Origin of the sequence: Streptococcus shenyangsis (assembly GCF_006385785.1) — a bacterium.
In the GTDB taxonomy this organism is placed as follows: Bacteria; Bacillota; Bacilli; order Lactobacillales; family Streptococcaceae; genus Streptococcus; species Streptococcus shenyangsis.
The window spans coordinates 1-19143 of record NZ_VFSH01000010.1 but is presented as its reverse complement, the minus strand read 5'-3'; the positions used below and the strand labels follow the sequence as shown (position 1 = coordinate 19143).

Sequence of the window (19143 nt, the reverse complement as noted above, 5' to 3'; positions counted from 1 at the left end):
TGGGGCGATATGGTAAATTTTAATATCCTTGAATATGAACAAATGATTGGTGATTTAATTCACGATACTTTTTATATAGGACTGACAAAAAGAGGGAAAATAAAAGGGATTAGGCAATTCTCAGAAGTTATAGTTAGAAAAATATTAAATATTGGAAGTGATACTCATTTTACATTAGGGAAAGCTGAGCATATGGAACAATTTAAGAAACTTTCCGAAAATAGGAGAATATATTTAAAAGTTTCAATTGAGAAGATACGTCCATTAGGTAACGATGGAACACATACTCAACATACCGAAGAGTTTTCTAATGATGAACTCAATCAAGTAAAAGATGGCTTATTTGATTTATATGCTTATCTGTTTATTGATTATTTTTTGAAGTATCCTATGAATTTATTATCTCCCACTCAGGTTATGCGTGATTTTTCGCTGTTGCCTCCAATTATAAGATATAAGGCTTTAAAGTATTTGTATGATAGTGAAGCTAATTTACAAATTGCAAATAGATATTGTTTATCAATTATTAAAACTTTTAATAAATTGACTGCTTTGAATTGGTTAGAGAATGAGAAAAGTAAACTTCTCCAACTATATTATCCTAATCAGGAGGAAGCTGAGGAATACTATATTAAGAGAGGAGTTCCTGTTTCTGCAACCCAATTTACAGTGAGTATTCAATTGTGGAAGTTCGATAATGTTTATGATCTATTACTTGACAAAGTTACTGACAGTAGAACAGATAAAAATGAATCGGGCAAACTATATTCTAATTTCGAACAAGCAAAAAAATATTATGAAAATAATAACGTTCTTACATCAAGTAATATAGAGGAATCTAAACAGTATTATAAGGCCGTAAAAAATAAATTCTCTAACGATATTGAAAAAGTTAAAAATTATTATAGATTAAATAATTTATATTTTCCAGAAAACGATGAACGTACTTTTGATGAATTTAGAGATTTTGGAGAATTGATGGAATTCGTGTTTATGGGAAGGAGTAGAAATAACTAGGGAATCTTTAGCTCGTTTATTGGAATAGTTCGATGAATACAAGTTTCGATACCTGAATATTCGGAAATTATTTAGAAATCTATAATATATCTATGGATACGGATTTGAATACATTAGAAACTCTTCATCTTTTTGGATTAGGAGAGAGGATATTGAGTGAGAAAAATAATGACTAAGTGTTTAATTTGTGGGAAAAAAGGATTTTTCTTAAGAGTCAATCAAGAAGGTATTTGTTTTACTTGTGAGTCAAAAAATTCTTCTCTATTGTATAGAAATAATATCCAAATTGAAGAAACGAACAGAAAAAATCCGCTAACTTCTTTGAATAACGATTATTATGTCTATGCGTGGAAAATCAAGGATACTGGAGAAATATTCTATATTGGTAAAGGAAAAGGCGATAGAGCATACAGCAAACACGATAGAGCGTACGAAGCAGAGAAAATAAGAGCTCAGTACGAGACAGTTATAGAAATTCTAAAAGATAATTCACCAGAAGAAGAGGTTCTTGACTACGAGTCTATAGAAATCAAAAGAATCTTAAATGAAACAACGCATAGATTAACAAATAGAATTATACCGTTTGATATTAAACGTGATAATGGATATGGACCTGCTTTGTCAACGCCTACTTATAAATTTGAGACATCGCCTGTACTATTTGCAAGCGAAATTGATGAACATTATTTTAAAACAAAGTACAGGCCTTTTGATGAAGTTGAACTAGCTATGCTACAAAAAGTGTATTTTGTTGAAGGAAGTATTTCACAACAAGAGGCTACAATAGTTTATGGGGGAGAATTCAATAAATATTTATCAGATGTCCAAAGATGGTTAAAACAAATTAATTCAACTATATTGAAAACTCGCTTTGCTAAATCAGTTACTTCTTGGATTTATCTATCTGATGATTCTGTTGTCAATTATGAAGTAAATATGAAAAATGCATAGGAAAGAATTGGTTGTAAAATCCCATGTTATCATTTAATGGATGTATGGAAATATTTACAACAATTAAGTTTACCAAATCATGAGGAGTTGTCGTATAGTTTTAATTCTTTACGTAGTTCATATAATAGAATTCCAATTGAGAAAATTAAGAATTTGAATGATTTTGATAAGGCGTTTGACCAAGGGTTTCCTTTGTTTCAGAAAGGTCAAAAACTAAGAAAACAAGGTGAAATAGAGCAGGCTATAGCTTTATATGATAGAGCTCGATCTTTAGGATATGACGCACCAGCCTTATATAATGAATATTCAAAAGCTTTTCGTAGTTTGAAACAATATGCAGATGAGATTTTAATTTTAGAAGAAGCAATCTTAAGGAGTTCACAAGAGGATAAAAAAGCAAGTTGGCAATTGAGATTAGAGAAAGCTAAAGAGCTTTTGAATAGAAGTAGATAATATTTGTAAATTTTTTAAAAAGAAAGGAAAAATTAACAACATGATCAACCGTTACTCTCGCCCTGAAATGGCGAACATTTGGAGTGAAGAAAATAAATACCGTGCTTGGCTTGAGGTGGAAATCTTGGCTGACGAGGCATGGGCTGAGTTGGGGGAAATCCCTAAGGAAGATGTGGCTTTGATTCGTGAGAAAGCAGACTTTGACATCGACCGTATTTTGGAGATTGAGCAGGAGACTCGTCACGATGTGGTGGCCTTCACACGTGCGGTTTCTGAGACTCTTGGTGAAGAGCGTAAGTGGGTCCACTATGGTTTGACTTCTACTGACGTGGTGGATACGGCCTACGGTTACCTTTACAAGCAGGCCAACGACATCATCCGCCGTGACCTTGAAAACTTCACCAACATCATCGCTGACAAGGCTAAGGAGCACAAGTTCACCATCATGATGGGTCGTACCCACGGTGTGCATGCTGAGCCGACAACTTTTGGTCTTAAATTGGCGACTTGGTACAGTGAAATGAAGCGCAACATCGAGCGTTTCGAGCATGCGGCTGCTGGTGTTGAAGCTGGTAAGATTTCGGGTGCGGTTGGGAACTTTGCCAACATCCCACCATTTGTAGAGGAATATGTCTGCGACAAATTGGGTATTCGTGCTCAAGAAATCTCTACACAGGTCCTTCCTCGTGACCTTCACGCTGAGTACTTTGCGGTTCTTGCTAGCATTGCGACTTCTATCGAGCGTATGGCGACTGAGATTCGTGGTCTGCAAAAATCAGAACAACGCGAAGTAGAAGAATTCTTTGCTAAAGGGCAAAAAGGTTCATCTGCAATGCCTCACAAACGCAACCCTATCGGTTCTGAAAACATGACAGGTCTTGCGCGTGTTATCCGTGGTCACATGATTACAGCCTATGAGAACGTGGCTCTCTGGCACGAACGTGACATCTCTCACTCATCAGCTGAGCGCATCATCACACCAGATACGACCATCTTGATTGACTACATGCTCAACCGTTTTGGAAATATCGTCAAGAACTTGACGGTCTTCCCAGAAAACATGATCCGCAACATGAACTCGACATTTGGTTTGATTTTTAGCCAACGTGCTATGTTGACCTTGATTGAAAAAGGGATGACTCGTGAGCAAGCTTACGACCTTGTTCAACCAAAAACAGCCTACTCTTGGGACAATCAAGTCGACTTTAAACCACTTCTTGAAGCAGATCCAGAAGTAACATCACGCCTCACTCAAGAGGAAATCGACGAGATTTTCAACCCTCTTTATTACACTAAACGAGTGGATGATATCTTTGAACGTCTTGGACTTGGTGATTAATTAAACAATAAACAGCGAGCTTCAATCTCGCTGTTTATTTTTTATCGAAAACACCTAGTCTTCTTTTCTTTTAGTGAGTCCGTAGGCTGCTAGTGTGGCCATGAGTCCTGCGACTACTAGTCCTGCAGAATGGTGACTTCCTGTTTCAGGAAGTTTATTTTCTTTTGCTACAGAAGCTGGGCCTTGAGGAAGAGCTTTGTTTTCCTCAACAGGAAGAGTTGCTGGAGCTGGCACATTTGGAATCTCTAGTGCTGGTTTTTCTTCTTTGAAAGCTGCTTGTCCGTTTTCATCGCCTACATGTGTTACCAGAGTTCCGACTTCGACTACTTGTGTAACAGCTTCCTGCGCTACGACACTGGTAACCAATGTTCTAACTTCAGTTCCGTCTGCAGCCGTAGTTACAGAATAGAAATGACTTATACGACCGTTTACACCTTCTGTTACGACACGGGATTGTCCTTTAGGCAATTGATCAGTTTCACGAGTGATGGTTGTAAATGGAATTGCTTCCTCTTGGATATCTAGTCTAGGTTTTGCATCACTAGTTGGTGCAAGACCACTTTCATCACCCTTGTGAGTTACAGGAGCACCAACTTCGACAACTTGGTTCACAGCTTCTTTGGTTACCTGGCTATCAAGAACGGTTTCTGTTGATTTCCCATTTTCTGTAAGAACAGAGATGTAAGAAGTACGTTCACCTAGAACTCCAGCTTTGACAACTTTTTCTTGTCCAGCTGGGAGATTTGGATTGTCTTTCTTGATAACTTCAAACGGGATTTCTTCTGTCTTCACAAGAAGTTCTGGTCGGTTTTCAACGTTAGCAGCCAGTTCATTTTCATCTAGGCTTCCTAAGTGAGTGGCAGCTGGTTTCAGACCTTTAAGGGCAGTCTTTAGTTTATCTACTAGTGCGTCTAGTTCAGCTTGTTTGCTGCGGTTGATGTTAAGATTGAGTCCGTCTTTTGCGGTCTTGAGGGCTGCTAGGCTTTCTGCGCTGTATCCGTCTAAGTTTGTAGGAATTTTAGCCACTGCTTCACGAAGCGCATTATAATTAGCACGGAAGTAGTCTTTGTTGTGGTCTGCAAAGGCAGTCATGAGTTCAAAGATTTCCTCTTCCTTGTACTCAGCGCTTGGTCTATCTGCCCAGATTGAAAGCATACTACCAACTGTTGGAAGGTCTACCTCAGGATATTTAGTAGAAGCAAGTTGATTGAATGGAACTTTACCAGAATTTTCAACTGCTTTTGAAAGAGGGTAGGCTTCATCTTGTTTGTGATTTCCTATAACATAGTACCAGTCACCGTTGGTATTCAAGAACTTATAGCCCTTGCTTGCGAGGTATTGAGGTGATGCAAGATTGTAGCCCCACCATCCTTTAGACCAGTAAGAAATCAAGACATCTTTGTCAAACTGAACATCATCCTTGTCTTCGTAATAGAAACCATCGTTGAAGGCCATTGGTTGTAGCCCTCTTTCCTTAGCCATAGCAGCTAGACTGTTAGAATAGTCTGCGAACTTGTTATAGAGGCCATACCATTTGAGGTAGTACCAACCTTGGGCGTTGGTCGCATCATTGGCATATTCATCTGTACCATAGTTGAAAATCTTTGATTTATCAGCAAAGTAATCCATGTACTTACCGATAAGGGCTTTGGTAAAGTTAAGGGCTTCTTGATTTTCAAGATCCATGGTTGTTTTTGAGACCTTATCAAAGTTGGCTTGAGGATTCTTGATGCCAAGTTTTTCCATAGCAACCAGCATGGCATCCATATGTCCAGGACTATTGATAGCGGGAATTAGACCAATACCTTTTTCCTTAGCGTATTGAACAAGCTCTGTCACTTCTGCCTGTGTCAACGCAGTACCGTTTGGATCGTCGTAGTAAGCTTTAGTTCCTTCGATAATAGCTTTTTTAACGTCATCACTAGCATAGGTTTTTCCGTTGGCAGTAATGGTCATATCATCGAGTAGGAAACGAAGGCCATCATTTCCTAGAAGGAGATGGGCATCAGAGTAGCCGAGTTCGCTAGCCTTATCTACGATACGTTTGAGTTGATCTAGAGAGAAGTATTTGCGACCTGCATCGATGGAAATGACTTTATTCTTATTAAGTTTTTCAAGTTCGCGTTTAGCATCTTCTTCTTTTTGAGCTTCTGGGGTGAAGATTAGCTGACTAACAGCTTCCTGAAGTTTTGCGATCGCTTGGTCAATTGTGTCTTGCTGAGCACGACTGAGGTTGCTATCAAGTGAACGGATTGCTTTTTCAGCTTCTTTGACCGCATTAACGCTTTCTGCAGTATAACGGTTCAGGTCTTTTGGTACCTCGTTTAGTGCTTGTTCAGCAGACTGGTAGTCTGCAGCGAAGTATTCAGCATTGGCATTTGCAAAATGACGCATGAGTTTGAAGAGGCGAGATGGGGAATAACGTGCAGATGGTGTATCAGCCCAAGCGGCTACCATACCACCGATGAATGGGACATCAGCTCCTTCTGTTTTTGGAACAGAAGTGATTGGTGTATTTTTAATACCATTGAGCCCCTGATCGAGATTGTACCAACCTTGGCCGTCAGCATTTCGTCCGAGGACGTAGTACCAAGCATCGTTGGTATTAAGGATTTGGTGGCCCTTTTCAGCCAGTAGTTTAGAAGAAGCAACATCGTAGCCACCCCAACCACCAGTCCACATGGAAACGATGATGTCTTTGTCAAAACTACCAAAGCTTGTGTCGCTATTGTAGTAGATACCATCATTAAATGCCATTGGTTTGAGACCGTGTGATTTTACAATACGAGCAAGGTCATTGGCGTAAGAGATGAATTTCTCATATCCTTTTTCAGGGTAACCTTCATTTGGATAATATTTATCCGCTTGAAGCACGCTCCAACCTTTAGCATTTGTTGCATCATTAGCATATTCATCTAGTCCAATATTGAAGATTTCAGACTTATTAGAGAAGTAGTTAGCGTATTTGTCAATCAGAGTTTTAGTAAAATCGACTGCTTGTTTATTATTTAAGTCAACAGTTCGTTCAGATTTTTTACCAAAATAATCGAAGTTAGGATTTTCAATACCCAGTTCTTTCATGGCATTGAGAATGGCATCCATATGTCCAGGACTATTGACAGTTGGAATCACTCCAATACCCTTGTCTTTGGCATAATTGATCAAATCTGTCATCTGACTTTCAGTGAGATGGTTACCATTTGGATCATTGTAATAAGCGTTTGTTCCATTTTCAATAGCACGTTTGACATCATCACTTGAGTAGGTTTTATCGCCCACTTTCATAGACATATCATCCAACATGAAACGGAGCCCATCGTTACCTACTAAGAGATGGAGGTCTGTATAACCATATTCTTTGGCCTTATCGATGATTTCTTTGAGCTGCTCAGGTGAGAAATATTTACGTCCGGCGTCAATTGAAACAATTTTTCGTTTAGCTAATTTTTCATTTTGAGTTGCAGAGCGTTCCTTTCCTGCCTCTGTTTTAAGTTTATCAGTCTTTGTTTTCGTATTATCTTTTTCAGATGGCTTATCCTTGTCAGCTTCTGGTTGATCAGTCTTGTCTATGTTAGACTCTTTGGAATCAGCCTCTTCTAGCTCTTCCTTTTTAGGAGTAACTTCCTCTGACTTTTTATCAGAAATTTCTTTTTCAGCAGTAGCAGAAGTTAGCACTTTTTCTTTATCACTAGGAGTGAAGCCTTCTTCCTCTTGTGATTTTTCTCCTGTTTTTGAAAGACTAGCTACCTTATCAGTAGATGGAGTTTCTGCTTCTACAGTTTTTGGAGCTTCTGGTTGAAGCTCTGCTTTAGGTGTTTCCTCAGTCCGATTTTCGGATGATTGAGGGGAATCAGAAACCGTATGGATGGATGGTTGGTTTTCTGTAGTAGTAGTAACTCCATCGGCTGCAACAGCTTGTGCTTGGAAAGCAAATCCAATTAGAACAGAAGCTGCTCCTAACGCGTATTTACGAATGGAAAAACGCTGTTGTTTTTCTTGTTTCATTGCAAAACCTCCTGATTGTATTTTGATATTGATAACGTTTACACAACTCAACAATTTTATTTTATTTGTTATGTTAACAGGAGTCAAGTGCTATTGTTTTAAAACTATAATAAGTATAAAAACTAATAAAAATTAAATAAAGAATTCTATTTATTAACATATGTATATGTAGTGTAATTCAATCCTATTTCTATAAAATATTCTACAAAATATAGAAGATCACAAAAAAGTAAGCGTTTTCTTTTGATTGTGGTATAATATGTATAGAAAAAGCCTAAGCGGCGCTCAGGCTTTCTTCTTAGTGATCACGGTCACATGAAATGAATTTGATTTTGTAGTAATCCGCTCGTTTATATGTTTCGCTGTATGCGAGAACTTGACCAGTAGACTCTAGTTTAGTAGTCTTGGTTTGTAAAACAGTTGGGAATTGTTTATCGACTCCGAGGACGGAAGCCGCATGTTCTGGAGTTGGAAATGCTATTTCATTGATTTCTTCAAAATGTTCATCATTCATGTGAATGTGGTAATCTGATTTGAAACGGTTATAGATAGAACTATAATATTCAAGATTTGGATAATTTGCGTTGATGTATTGTTCTGGGATATATGATGTGTGGTAGATGTATGCGACACCATTTGTTTCGCGGACACGTTCAATCTTGTAGTAGAACTGATCACCACGTAATCCAAGTTTTTCCAAGTAGTTTAGTTTATTTCCGCGTTCAATAGAAAGGACGGTCACCTTATCATCTTTAGTTTCAAAAACTTCTACATCTGAAAACTCTACGAGTTTGTGTTTGCGTGCGCGTGAAACGAATGTACCCTTTCCTTGTTGGCGGACAATATAACCATCTTTGGCAAGGTCGTTTAAGGCACGGACAACTGTGATAGAACTAACATCATACATTGCAATCAATTCAGCTTCAGTGTAAAATTTATCTCCACTTGCAAATTGCCCAGAGATGATTTTGTTCTTTAATTCATCTTTTATATATTGATATTTTGGAATTGCCATAATTTCACCTCGATTTTCCTTCTCCGTTAAAGATTTTACCATAAAAACGGAAAGAATAGTAGTCTTTTGAATAAAAAAATTAGAATAATAGACTATAAGGTTAATTTACATATAAAAAAGGAGATTTTATACATTTTTATACATGCTAGCTACTTGAAGCTCTATGTCTGTAAAATCTATATCTTTATAATTTTTTTGTGTAAAAGTTGGTAAAAAATGAAAAAAATTGTGAAAACCTATTGACAAATGCAGAATATTGAGATATATTTACTATATCAACAAATGAAAGCGTGAACTTTAATTGTCAGAAGGTAATAATATGACACGATTTGAGATTAGGGACGATTTCTATTTAGATGGAAAACCGTTCAAGATTCTGTCCGGCGCCATTCATTATTTTAGGATTCCGCCAGAAGATTGGTCTCATTCGCTCTACAACTTGAAGGCTCTTGGTTTTAACACGGTAGAGACTTACGTTGCTTGGAATCTACACGAACCCCGTGAGGGTGAGTTTAACTTTGAAGGAGCTCTGGATTTGGAGAGATTTCTCCAAATAGCACAAGATTTAGGCCTCTATGCTATTGTACGTCCGTCACCGTTTATCTGTGCGGAGTGGGAATTTGGTGGTTTACCGGCTTGGCTCTTAACCAAAGATATGAGGATTCGTTCATCAGACCCAGCCTATATTGAAGCTGTCGGTCGCTACTATGACCAGCTCTTGTCACGACTGGTCCCACATTTGTTGGACAAGGGTGGCAATATTCTCATGATGCAGGTTGAAAATGAGTATGGTTCTTATGGAGAAGATAAGGCTTACCTGAGAGCAATTCGACAGTTGATGGAAGAGCGTGGCGTAACCTGTCCCCTCTTTACATCAGACGGTCCATGGAGAGCAACTCTGAAAGCTGGAACCTTAATCGAAGATGATCTCTTTGTAACAGGGAACTTTGGTTCTAAGGCACCTTACAACTTTTCACAGATGCAGGAATTCTTTGATGAGCATGGCAAGAAATGGCCACTCATGTGTATGGAGTTCTGGGATGGTTGGTTCAACCGTTGGAAAGAACCGATTATCACACGGGATCCAAAAGAATTGGCAGATGCAGTTCGAGAGGTTTTGGAACAAGGCTCCATCAATCTGTACATGTTCCATGGTGGTACAAACTTTGGCTTCATGAATGGTTGCTCAGCTCGAGGAACTTTGGACTTGCCACAAGTTACATCGTATGACTACGACGCTCTTCTTGATGAAGAAGGAAATCCAACTGCCAAATATCTGGCAGTTAAGAAGATGATGGCAACACATTTCCCAGAGTATCCGCAGTTAGAACCACTCTACAAAGAGAGTATGGAGTTGGATGCTATTCCACTGGTTGAAAAAGTTTCCTTGTTTGAAACCTTAGATAGCTTGTCTAGTCCAGTAGAAAGTCTCTATCCTAAAAAGATGGAGGAGTTGGGACAAAGTTATGGCTACTTACTCTATCGAACAGAAACAAACTGGGATGCAGAAGAAGAAAGACTTCGTATCATTGATGGTCGAGATAGAGCTCAGCTTTATGTCGATGGTCAGTGGGTTGAAACCCAATATCAGACAGAAATTGGGGAAGATATTTTCTATCAAGGAGAAAAGAAAGCGCTGTCTAGATTGGATATCTTGATAGAAAATATGGGGCGTGTCAACTATGGTCACAAGTTCTTAGCGGATACGCAACGTAAGGGAATTCGGACAGGGGTTTGTAAGGATTTGCATTTCTTACTAAACTGGAAACACTATCCACTCCCACTAGATAATCCTGAGAAAATTGATTTTTCAAAAGGATGGACAGAAGGACAACCAGCCTTTTACGCTTATGACTTTACAGTCGAGGAGCCGAAAGATACTTACCTAGACTTGTCTGAGTTTGGTAAGGGAGTTGCCTTTGTCAATGGGCAAAATCTAGGACGTTTTTGGAATGTCGGCCCAACACTCTCGCTTTATATTCCGCATAGCTATCTCAAGGAAGGTGCCAACCGCATCATTATCTTTGAAACAGAAGGTGAATATAAAGAAGAGATTCATTTAACTCGTAAACCTACACTAAAACATATAAAGGGGGAAAATTTATGACAATTGTAGGATGCCGTATCGATGGACGTTTGATCCACGGACAAGTAGCCAATCTTTGGGCTGGGAAACTAAATGTTTCACGTATTATGGTTGTAGATGACGAAGTTGTCAACAACGACGTTGAAAAGAGTGGTTTGAAACTTGCGACACCACCAGGTGTAAAATTGAGTATTTTGCCAATTGAGAAAGCGGCAGCCAATATTCTTGCTGGTAAATACGATAGCCAACGTCTCTTTATCGTGGCTCGTAAACCAGACCGTTTCCTTGGTTTGGTAGAAGCAGGTGTACCACTTGAAACCCTTAATGTTGGGAATATGTCTCAAACACCAGAAACTCGCGCTATCACACGTTCTATCAACGTAGTAGACAAGGATGTGGAAGATTTCCACAAACTAGCAGAAAAAGGTGTTAAATTAACTGCTCAAATGGTTCCAAATGATCCAATTTCAGACTTTTTGAGCTTATTAAAATAGGAAAAAATTTTTAGGAGGTCATTGTTATGATACAATGGTGGCAAATTTTACTTCTCACTTTGTACTCAGCTTATCAAATCTGTGATGAGTTGACGATCGTTTCATCTGCAGGTTCCCCTGTATTTGCTGGTTTCATTACTGGTTTAATTATGGGAGATGTGACTACTGGTCTGCTTATCGGTGGTAACTTGCAACTGTTCGTTCTTGGGGTTGGTACCTTCGGTGGTGCTTCTCGTATCGACGCAACTTCTGGTGCGGTTCTTGCGACAGCCTTCTCTGTTTCACAAGGAATTGATACAGCACTGGCGATTACAACAATCGCTGTGCCAGTAGCAGCTCTCTTGACTTACTTCGACGTTCTTGGACGTATGACTACTACCTTCTTCGCTCACCGTGTGGATGCTGCAATCGAACGCTTTGACTATAAAGGTATTGAACGCAACTACCTACTTGGTGCGATTCCTTGGGCTCTATCTCGTGCCCTCCCAGTCTTCTTCGCGCTTGCCTTTGGTGGTGCCTTCGTACAATCAGTGGTAGACTTAGTTGAAGCCTACAAATGGGTTGCAGATGGTTTGACACTTGCAGGACGTATGCTTCCAGGTCTTGGATTTGCAATCTTGCTTCGTTACCTTCCAGTTAAACGTAACCTTCACTACCTTGCAATGGGATTTGGTTTGACAGCTATGTTGACTGTTCTTTACTCATATGTAACAGGTCTTGGTGGCGCTGTTGCTGGTATCGTAGGTACTCTACCGAAAGATGTTGCTGAAAAAATTGGCTTCGTGAACAACTTCAAAGGATTGTCTATGATTGGTATCTCTATCGTAGGTATCTTCCTTGCAGTGCTTCACTTCAAGAATAGCCAAAAAGTAGTTGTAGCAGCACCTTCTACACCATCAGAAAGTGGGGAAATCGAAGATGACGAATTCTAATTACAAACTTACAAAAGAAGATTTTAATCAAATCAACAAACGTAGCTTGTTTACTTTCCAATTGGGTTGGAACTACGAACGTATGCAAGCTTCTGGTTACCTTTACATGATCTTGCCTCAATTGCGTAAAATGTATGGAGATGGAACTCCTGAATTGAAAGAAATGATGAAAGTTCATACTCAATTCTTCAATACTTCACCATTCTTCCACACAATCATCGCTGGTTTTGACCTTGCCATGGAAGAAAAAGATGGTGTAGGTTCAAAAGATGCCGTTAACGGTATCAAGACAGGTTTGATGGGACCATTCGCTCCTCTTGGAGATACTATCTTTGGTTCACTTGTACCTGCTATCATGGGATCTATCGCAGCAACTATGGCTATCGCTGGCCAACCATGGGGAATCTTCCTTTGGATCGCAGTTGCAGTAGCGTATGACATCTTCCGTTGGAAACAATTGGAATTTGCCTACAAAGAAGGGGTTAACCTTATCAACAACATGCAAAGTACTTTGACAGCTTTGATTGACGCTGCATCTGTACTTGGTGTCTTCATGATGGGTGCTCTTGTAGCAACAATGATCAACTTTGAAATTTCTTACAAATGGGCAATCGGTGAGAAGATGATTGACTTCCAAGACATCTTGAACTCAATCTTCCCACGCTTGCTTCCAGCAATCTTTACTGCCTTTATCTTCTGGTTGCTTGGTAAGAAAGGTATGAACTCTACTAAAGCTATCGGTATTATTATCGTACTTGCTTTGGCTCTTTCTGCCTTTGGTAAATTTGTACTTGGAATGGGTGCATAATTTATGACGAAATCATTAATTTTGGTGAGTCATGGTCGCTTCTGTGAGGAACTTAAAGGTAGCACTGAAATGATCATGGGTCCACAAGACAATATTCATGCGGTAGCTCTTCTTCCAGAAGATGGCCCAGAAGAATTTACTGCAAAATTTGAAGCTACTATTGAAGGATTGGATGATTTCCTAGTCTTTGCGGATCTTCTCGGTGGAACACCATGTAACGTGGTAAGCCGTTTGATTATGGAAGGTCGTGACATCGAACTTTACGCAGGGATGAATCTTCCAATGGTGATTGAATTTATCAATGCGAGCCTTACAGGCGCAGATGCGGACTACAAGAGCCGTGCTGCAGAAAGCATTGTGAAAGTTAATGACCTGTTAGCGGGCTTCGATGATGACGAAGATGAATAAGATGTGACAACGTGAAAATCGTTAGAACATTTTATATAGAATATACATGGGAATGGGGCTTACTCCCATTCCCATCTTTAATAGAAAAAGAGGAACTCAATGCTACATTATACAAAAGAAGACTTACTCGAATTGGGTGCAGAAATCACTACACGTGAAATCTACCAACAACCTGATGTATGGAAAGAAGCTTTTGAATCTTATCAAGCAAAACGTGAAGAAATTGTAGCCTTCCTACAAGGGATTGCTGATAAACATGACTATATCAAGGTTATCTTGACAGGTGCTGGGACTTCTGCTTATGTGGGAGATACCTTGGCACCTTACTTTAAGGAAGTTTATGACGAACGCAAATGGAATTTCAATGCTATTGCGACAACAGATATCGTTGCCAATCCAGAAACTTACTTGAGAAAAGATGTGGCGACTGTCCTTGTATCTTTTGCTCGTAGTGGGAACTCGCCTGAAAGTGTGGCGACTGTTGATTTGGCAAAAGCCTTGGTGGATGAGCTTTATCAAGTGACGATTACGTGTGCGGCAGATGGTAAATTGGCTCTTCAAGCTCATGGAGATGACCGTAATCTCTTGCTTTTGCAACCAGCTGCTTCTAATGATGCTGGCTTTGCCATGACTTCTAGCTTTACGTCTATGATGTTAACAGCTCTCTTGGTCTTTGATCCTACAGAATTTGCTGTTAAAGCTGAACGTTTTGAAGTTGTATCTAGTCTTGCCCGTAAAATTCTAGACAAGGCAGAAGATGTCAAAGAGCTTGTTGATTTAGACTTTAACCGTGTCATCTATCTAGGCGCTGGTCCTTTCTTTGGACTTGCTCATGAAGCTCAGCTCAAGATTTTGGAACTAACTGCTGGTCAAGTTGCGACTATGTATGAAAGCCCAGTCGGCTTCCGTCACGGTCCAAAATCTCTTATCAACGAAGATACAGTTGTTTTGGTCTTTGGTACAACAACAGACTACACTCGCAAGTACGACTTGGACTTGGTTCGTGAAGTTGCGGGTGATCAGATTGCTCGTCGTGTTGTGCTTTTGAGTGATCAAGCTTTTGGTCTTGAAAATGTCAAAGAAGTTGCCCTTGGTTGTGGCGGTGTCTTGAATGATATTTACCGTGTCTTCCCATACATCGTTTATGCCCAACTCTTTGCCCTATTAACTTCACTCAAGGTAGAAAATAAACCTGATACACCGTCTCCTACAGGTACAGTAAACCGTGTGGTACAAGGTGTTATCATCCACGAATATCAAAAGTAATACTTTTCGAAAATCTCTTTAAACCATACTAGTGTCGCCTTGCCGTATAGATGTTACTGACTTCGTCAGTTCTATCTGCAACCTCAAAACAGTGTTTTGAGCTGACTTTGTCAGTTCTATCTACAACATCAAAGCAGTGCTTTGAGCAGCCTGTGGCTAGCTTCCTAGTTTGCTCTTTGATTTTCATTGAGTATAAGGCAGTGTTTATGAATCCTTGACAAGAGGATTTGTAATTATCAGATAAACCATAGACTGTCAGTACGCTTTCTATGGTTTGTTTACTTGAGAGAAATAGTAAAAGGAGAAGAGAATGAAATCATACATAGAGCGTGTGTTTGGAAATGTTGAGGGACAAGATGTCTTGGCCTATCGATTTGAAACTGACGGTGGCTACCAGCTTGAGGTTATGACTTATGGTGCTACCATCTTGCGCTATGTTACACCTGATAAGGCTGGAAATTTTGCCAATGTTATCTTGGGATTTGATGATTTTGACAGCTATGTAGGTAATAGTCCCAAACATGGAGCTAGCGTAGGTCCTGTGGCAGGCCGTATTGCAGGTGCGACCTTTGAGCTTAATGGTAAGACCTATGACCTTGAAGTCAACAATGCTAGCAACTGTAACCACAGTGGTTCAACTGGTTGGGATTCTAGCTTGTTTGAACTAGTTGAAGTGAGCGACCATGGCCTGACCCTCTACACAGAACGTACAGACGGGGCAGGAGGATTTCCTGGCAATCTCAAGATCTGGATCAGCTATCACTTGGAAGAAACTGGTGCCTATGAAATTAGCTACAAGGTGACAACAGATCAGGATACGCTGGTCAATCCAACCAACCACAGTTATTTCAACTTGTCTGGTGATTTTACGCAGACGATTGACCGTCATGTCTTCCAACTAAATACAGAAGGCATTTACCCAATTGCTCCCGACGGTGTTCCTGCCAAAACTCCAGATGCCAATCGTGATGTGGTCAAACATATCTACAATGGTGCCTTGTTGAAGGATATCTTTGCAGAAGAAGATGAGCAAATCCAGCTGGTATCTGGTTTGGATCACCCATTTGCTCTTCCTGCAGGTCATGACAATGCTGGTTTCCTTTATGACCAAAACTCAGGTCGCTTCCTGCTTTTCAAGACAGAGGCTCCTTGCTTTGTGGTCTACACAGCAAACTTTGTGGATGAGAGTGTCATCATAGGAGGTCAGCCAATGGTACAGCACAATGGGATTGCCCTTGAAGCGCAAGTTTTACCAGATGCCATTCACAGTGACCTTAAAGACCAAGTCATTCTTAAAGCCGGTCAAACCTTCACAAGTAAGACACGTTATGAGCTTGTTGTGAAATAAAGGATGAAGTTTCTACTTTTCGGGATGAATAGCATTTGCCTCATGACATTAGTAGAAACGGACAAAGAATAGGGAAATATGATATAATTTAATAGTGAAAATACCTGTCCTATCTAAAGGATAAAAGGAGAAAAAGATGAAGAAAATTGTATTTGCTAGCGCCTTGGCTTTGACCTTGGCTGGAGCAGTTTTGACAACTGATGTTTTTGCTAATGACAGATTGGTGGCAACACAATCTGCTGATGGTAGAAATGAAAATGTTTTGAGTTCAGAAGTGTTAAATCCTTCTAGTGGCAACGTTTTAGTTGGGATTAAGGGAGAATTTTTAACCCCAGATAAACAAGCTATTTTGGATGCGATTAATAAGATTCGTAAGGAAGCAGCTGATGAAGGTTTGGTAGATAAGTATGTCCCTATCAAATGGTCTACTGATCTTGAGAAAACTGCTTTTGTACGCGCTACTGAGGTGTCAGTAACTCTGAAACCTGAGCGTCTTTCTACGAAAGAAATCTGGACTGCTTTTCCATCTAGTAATAATATAAGAGGAGAAGCTTTAGATGTGAACTATGAAGGTTTTCTAAAAGCAATTGAAAACTGGCATGCTGAGAAGGCGAATTATGTAGCGAAAAAGAAGGGTGGAACATCTAAAGAATTTACAGGTTATTATGAGGTTCTGATCAATTCTAAATTTACCTATGTGGGGCTTGCGGCTTTTAGAAATGCAGCTAGTTCTCAGAAAGTGGCAACGATTTCTATAGCTTTAGGTGATGATGCTTCTTCAGAGGAATTGGCTGGTGGATATGGTTCTGCTATTCAGTATACAGAAGTGACTGCATCAAATCTTTCAACAGTTAAAAGTAAAGCTACGGTTGTAGAAAAACCACTGAAAGATTTTAGAACATCTACATCTAGTCAGTCTGGCTGGGTGAAGTCTAATGGTAAATGGTATTTTTATGAGTCTGGTGATGTGAAGACAGGCTGGGTGAAAACGGGTGGTAAATGGTACTACTTGAATGATTTAGGTGTCATGCAGACTGGATTTGTAGAAGTTGATGGAACATGGTATTTCCTTGATAGTTCAGGCGCGATGTTTACAGGCTGGGGAACAGATGGTAGCAGATGGTTCTACTTTGATGGCTCAGGAGCTATGAAGACAGGCTGGTATAAGGAAAATGGTACTTGGTATTATCTTGATCAATCAGGTGTCATGAAGACAGGTTGGTTTAAAGTAGGCAAGTACTGGTACTATGCATATGGTTCAGGAGCTTTGGCAGTCAGCACAACGACACCAGATGGTTATCGTGTAAATGGTAATGGTGAATGGGTAAACTAGGCTGAAGATAGTAAGTCATAGGTAAAGTATTCATCTTACTTAGCAAAAAGAATGACCGATAAGAAAGAGGTTGATGGCAAACATTGGCCTCTTTTTGTTAGAATAGAGGCTTCAAGTTGTCTGGCTTGACTTTCTTGATGGAAATTATATAATAGTTGTAATAAAAATGATTACAACTGAAAAAGAGGACTATTTATGACCTATGAATACAAGAGCCACATTTATTTAGCAGAGGTAGTTTTAAATGTAAAGGATTTGGCAAGTCAAACAGCCTTTTATCAGCAAATCATTGGTTTAGAAATCTTATCTCAGACTGAGACAGAGACGATTCTAGGACTTGATGGAAAGGCCTTGGTACACCTGATTCAAGCACAAGAGAGTGGACAAGTAAGGGAACATTATGGCCTTTACCATCTGGCCATTCTCTTGCCGACACGTAAGGCTTTGGCTGATGTTTTGAAACACCTGACAGACTTACAGATTCCTCTTGTCGGCGGTGCAGATCATGGTTACAGCGAGGCCATTTACTTGGAGGATTTGGAGGGAAATGGCATTGAACTCTATCGAGATAAGCCAATTTCCACATGGGATATTCGAGAAGATGGACGCATTATCGGAGTGACGGAGGCTCTTGCTGCACAGGATATCTATGAGTTGGGGGAAAGAGTAGAGCCCTTTACTTTAGCCGAGGGTACGAGAATGGGGCATATTCATCTTTCTGTCAAGGATAGTCGAAAGTCCAGCCAGTTTTATCAAAAGGTGTTAGGGCTAGAGGATAAATTCAGTGTACCTAGTGCTAGTTGGATTGCAGCTGGAGACTACCATCATCATTTGGCTGTCAACGAATGGGGAGGAAAAGGCCTAGCTCCGCGTAAGCAAGGCTTGCCAGGCTTAGCCTATTATGTTATTGAAGTTGCTCGTAAAGAAGAACTGTTAACGATTGCCCAGCGAGCACAAGCAGTTGATGCGTCAATCAAGTGGCTGACATCTAGCCAGCTGGAAATTACAGACTTGGATGGAATCGTGACCCGTATTCGTTTAGCAAGGTAAAACGAGGCATCTCCAGCAAGTTATCAGCATTGCTAGTTTGTCTTTTGAAAGGTCTTTGGTAACAGGACTGTGTGAGCTGGATGGGCGAGAATTTTGACAAAGAAGCTGATTAGAGATATAATGAAGAAAAATCAAGCAAGGAAAAAGAAATGACAAACTCAAAGTATATTACTCGTTTGAAACGTTCAGAGGGCCAGTTGCGTGGGATTCAAAAGATGATTGAAGAGGATCGAGACTGTGCTGATATTGTGACGCAATTGACAGCCGTGAAATCTAGTGTGGAGCGCGTGATTGAGATGATAATTACCGAAAACCTTACTGAATGTATCAATCAACCGCTAGATGATCCTGAAGCTCAAAAGGAACGTCTAGAAAAGGCTATCCGATACTTGATTAAACGGAAATAAAGGGATCAGAGTTGAAAGATCTCTACTAATAGAATAGTTTAATGTGAATCAAGAGATGCTGGAAAAAGTCTTTAAAATAAAAGAACGCATACTATCAGGTGTTGATGAACTGCACCCCAAAAGTTAGACAGAAAAAATCTAACTTTTGGGGTGTTTTTATTATGAAATTAACTTATGATGATAAAGTTCAGATCTATGAACTTAGAAAACAAGGATATAGCTTAGAGAAGC

At 39.7% G+C, this 19143-nt stretch carries 16 protein-coding genes and 1 pseudogene; 15 read left to right on the top strand and 2 right to left on the bottom strand.

The genetic code is table 11. The annotated features are described in order from the left end of the window. The first annotated feature begins 9 nt into the window (after positions 1–9). The 4 genes from FJR77_RS07655 (at position 10) to purB (ending at position 3760) form a co-directional block, all read left to right on the top strand. Positions 10–1017 carry a hypothetical protein gene (locus FJR77_RS07655; RefSeq protein WP_140834226.1) on the top strand — a complete coding sequence of 336 codons (1008 nt, stop codon included), beginning with the start codon at positions 10–12 and terminating at the stop codon, positions 1015–1017. Positions 1018–1185: 168 nt separating this feature from the next. Next, a complete protein-coding gene (locus FJR77_RS07650) occupies positions 1186–1968 on the top strand; it encodes a GIY-YIG nuclease family protein (RefSeq protein ID WP_140834228.1) in 783 nt (260 codons plus the stop codon). 36 nt (positions 1969–2004) lie between these two features. Beyond that, the gene (locus FJR77_RS07645; protein ID WP_140834230.1) at positions 2005–2421 is read left to right on the top strand and encodes a hypothetical protein; all 417 of its coding nucleotides are present in this window, start codon (positions 2005–2007) and stop codon (positions 2419–2421) included. 40 nt (positions 2422–2461) lie between these two features. After that, positions 2462–3760, top strand: coding sequence for an adenylosuccinate lyase (purB, locus tag FJR77_RS07640; RefSeq protein ID WP_140834232.1), 1299 nt, complete (start codon positions 2462–2464; stop codon positions 3758–3760). A gap of 54 nt (positions 3761–3814) precedes the next feature. On the opposite strand, the gene strH is transcribed toward purB, so the two are convergent. Further along, complete coding sequence (strH, locus tag FJR77_RS07635; protein ID WP_140834234.1) at positions 3815–7765, bottom strand: LPXTG-anchored beta-N-acetylhexosaminidase StrH; 3951 nt, start codon at positions 7763–7765, stop codon at positions 3815–3817. Between the two features lie 298 nt (positions 7766–8063). After that, complete coding sequence (locus tag FJR77_RS07630) at positions 8064–8780, bottom strand: GntR family transcriptional regulator (protein ID WP_140834237.1); 717 nt, start codon at positions 8778–8780, stop codon at positions 8064–8066. 319 nt (positions 8781–9099) lie between these two features. On the opposite strand from FJR77_RS07630, the gene FJR77_RS07625 reads away from it, so the two are divergent. The 11 genes and pseudogenes from FJR77_RS07625 to FJR77_RS07570 all read left to right on the top strand — a co-directional run. Then, complete coding sequence (locus FJR77_RS07625) at positions 9100–10887, top strand: glycoside hydrolase family 35 protein (RefSeq protein WP_140834239.1); 1788 nt, start codon at positions 9100–9102, stop codon at positions 10885–10887. Beyond that, complete coding sequence (locus FJR77_RS07620; RefSeq protein ID WP_000156970.1) at positions 10884–11360, top strand: PTS sugar transporter subunit IIB; 477 nt, start codon at positions 10884–10886, stop codon at positions 11358–11360. Before FJR77_RS07625 ends, FJR77_RS07620 begins: the two co-directional genes overlap by 4 nt. A gap of 26 nt (positions 11361–11386) precedes the next feature. After that, the gene (locus tag FJR77_RS07615; protein WP_140834241.1) at positions 11387–12292 is read left to right on the top strand and encodes a PTS mannose/fructose/sorbose/N-acetylgalactosamine transporter subunit IIC; all 906 of its coding nucleotides are present in this window, start codon (positions 11387–11389) and stop codon (positions 12290–12292) included. Continuing rightward, positions 12279–13100 carry a PTS system mannose/fructose/sorbose family transporter subunit IID gene (locus FJR77_RS07610; protein ID WP_140834244.1) on the top strand — a complete coding sequence of 274 codons (822 nt, stop codon included), beginning with the start codon at positions 12279–12281 and terminating at the stop codon, positions 13098–13100. Before FJR77_RS07615 ends, FJR77_RS07610 begins: the two co-directional genes overlap by 14 nt. 3 nt (positions 13101–13103) lie before the next feature. Beyond that, complete coding sequence (locus FJR77_RS07605; protein WP_140834246.1) at positions 13104–13508, top strand: PTS sugar transporter subunit IIA; 405 nt, start codon at positions 13104–13106, stop codon at positions 13506–13508. Between the two features lie 99 nt (positions 13509–13607). After that, on the top strand, positions 13608–14774 hold the full coding sequence (locus FJR77_RS07600) for an SIS domain-containing protein (RefSeq protein WP_140834247.1): 1167 nt from the start codon (positions 13608–13610) through the stop codon (positions 14772–14774). Between the two features lie 310 nt (positions 14775–15084). After that, a complete protein-coding gene (locus FJR77_RS07590) occupies positions 15085–16122 on the top strand; it encodes an aldose epimerase family protein (protein ID WP_140834249.1) in 1038 nt (345 codons plus the stop codon). Positions 16123–16258: 136 nt separating this feature from the next. Then, positions 16259–17455, top strand: coding sequence for a CAP domain-containing protein (locus FJR77_RS07585; protein WP_140834251.1), 1197 nt, complete (start codon positions 16259–16261; stop codon positions 17453–17455). Between the two features lie 195 nt (positions 17456–17650). After that, positions 17651–18505, top strand: coding sequence for a VOC family protein (locus FJR77_RS07580; protein WP_140834253.1), 855 nt, complete (start codon positions 17651–17653; stop codon positions 18503–18505). A gap of 149 nt (positions 18506–18654) precedes the next feature. Next, positions 18655–18912 carry a metal-sensitive transcriptional regulator gene (locus FJR77_RS07575; protein WP_000185159.1) on the top strand — a complete coding sequence of 86 codons (258 nt, stop codon included), beginning with the start codon at positions 18655–18657 and terminating at the stop codon, positions 18910–18912. Between the two features lie 161 nt (positions 18913–19073). Further along, positions 19074–19143: pseudogene (locus FJR77_RS07570) on the top strand (transposase); the annotation flags it as partial.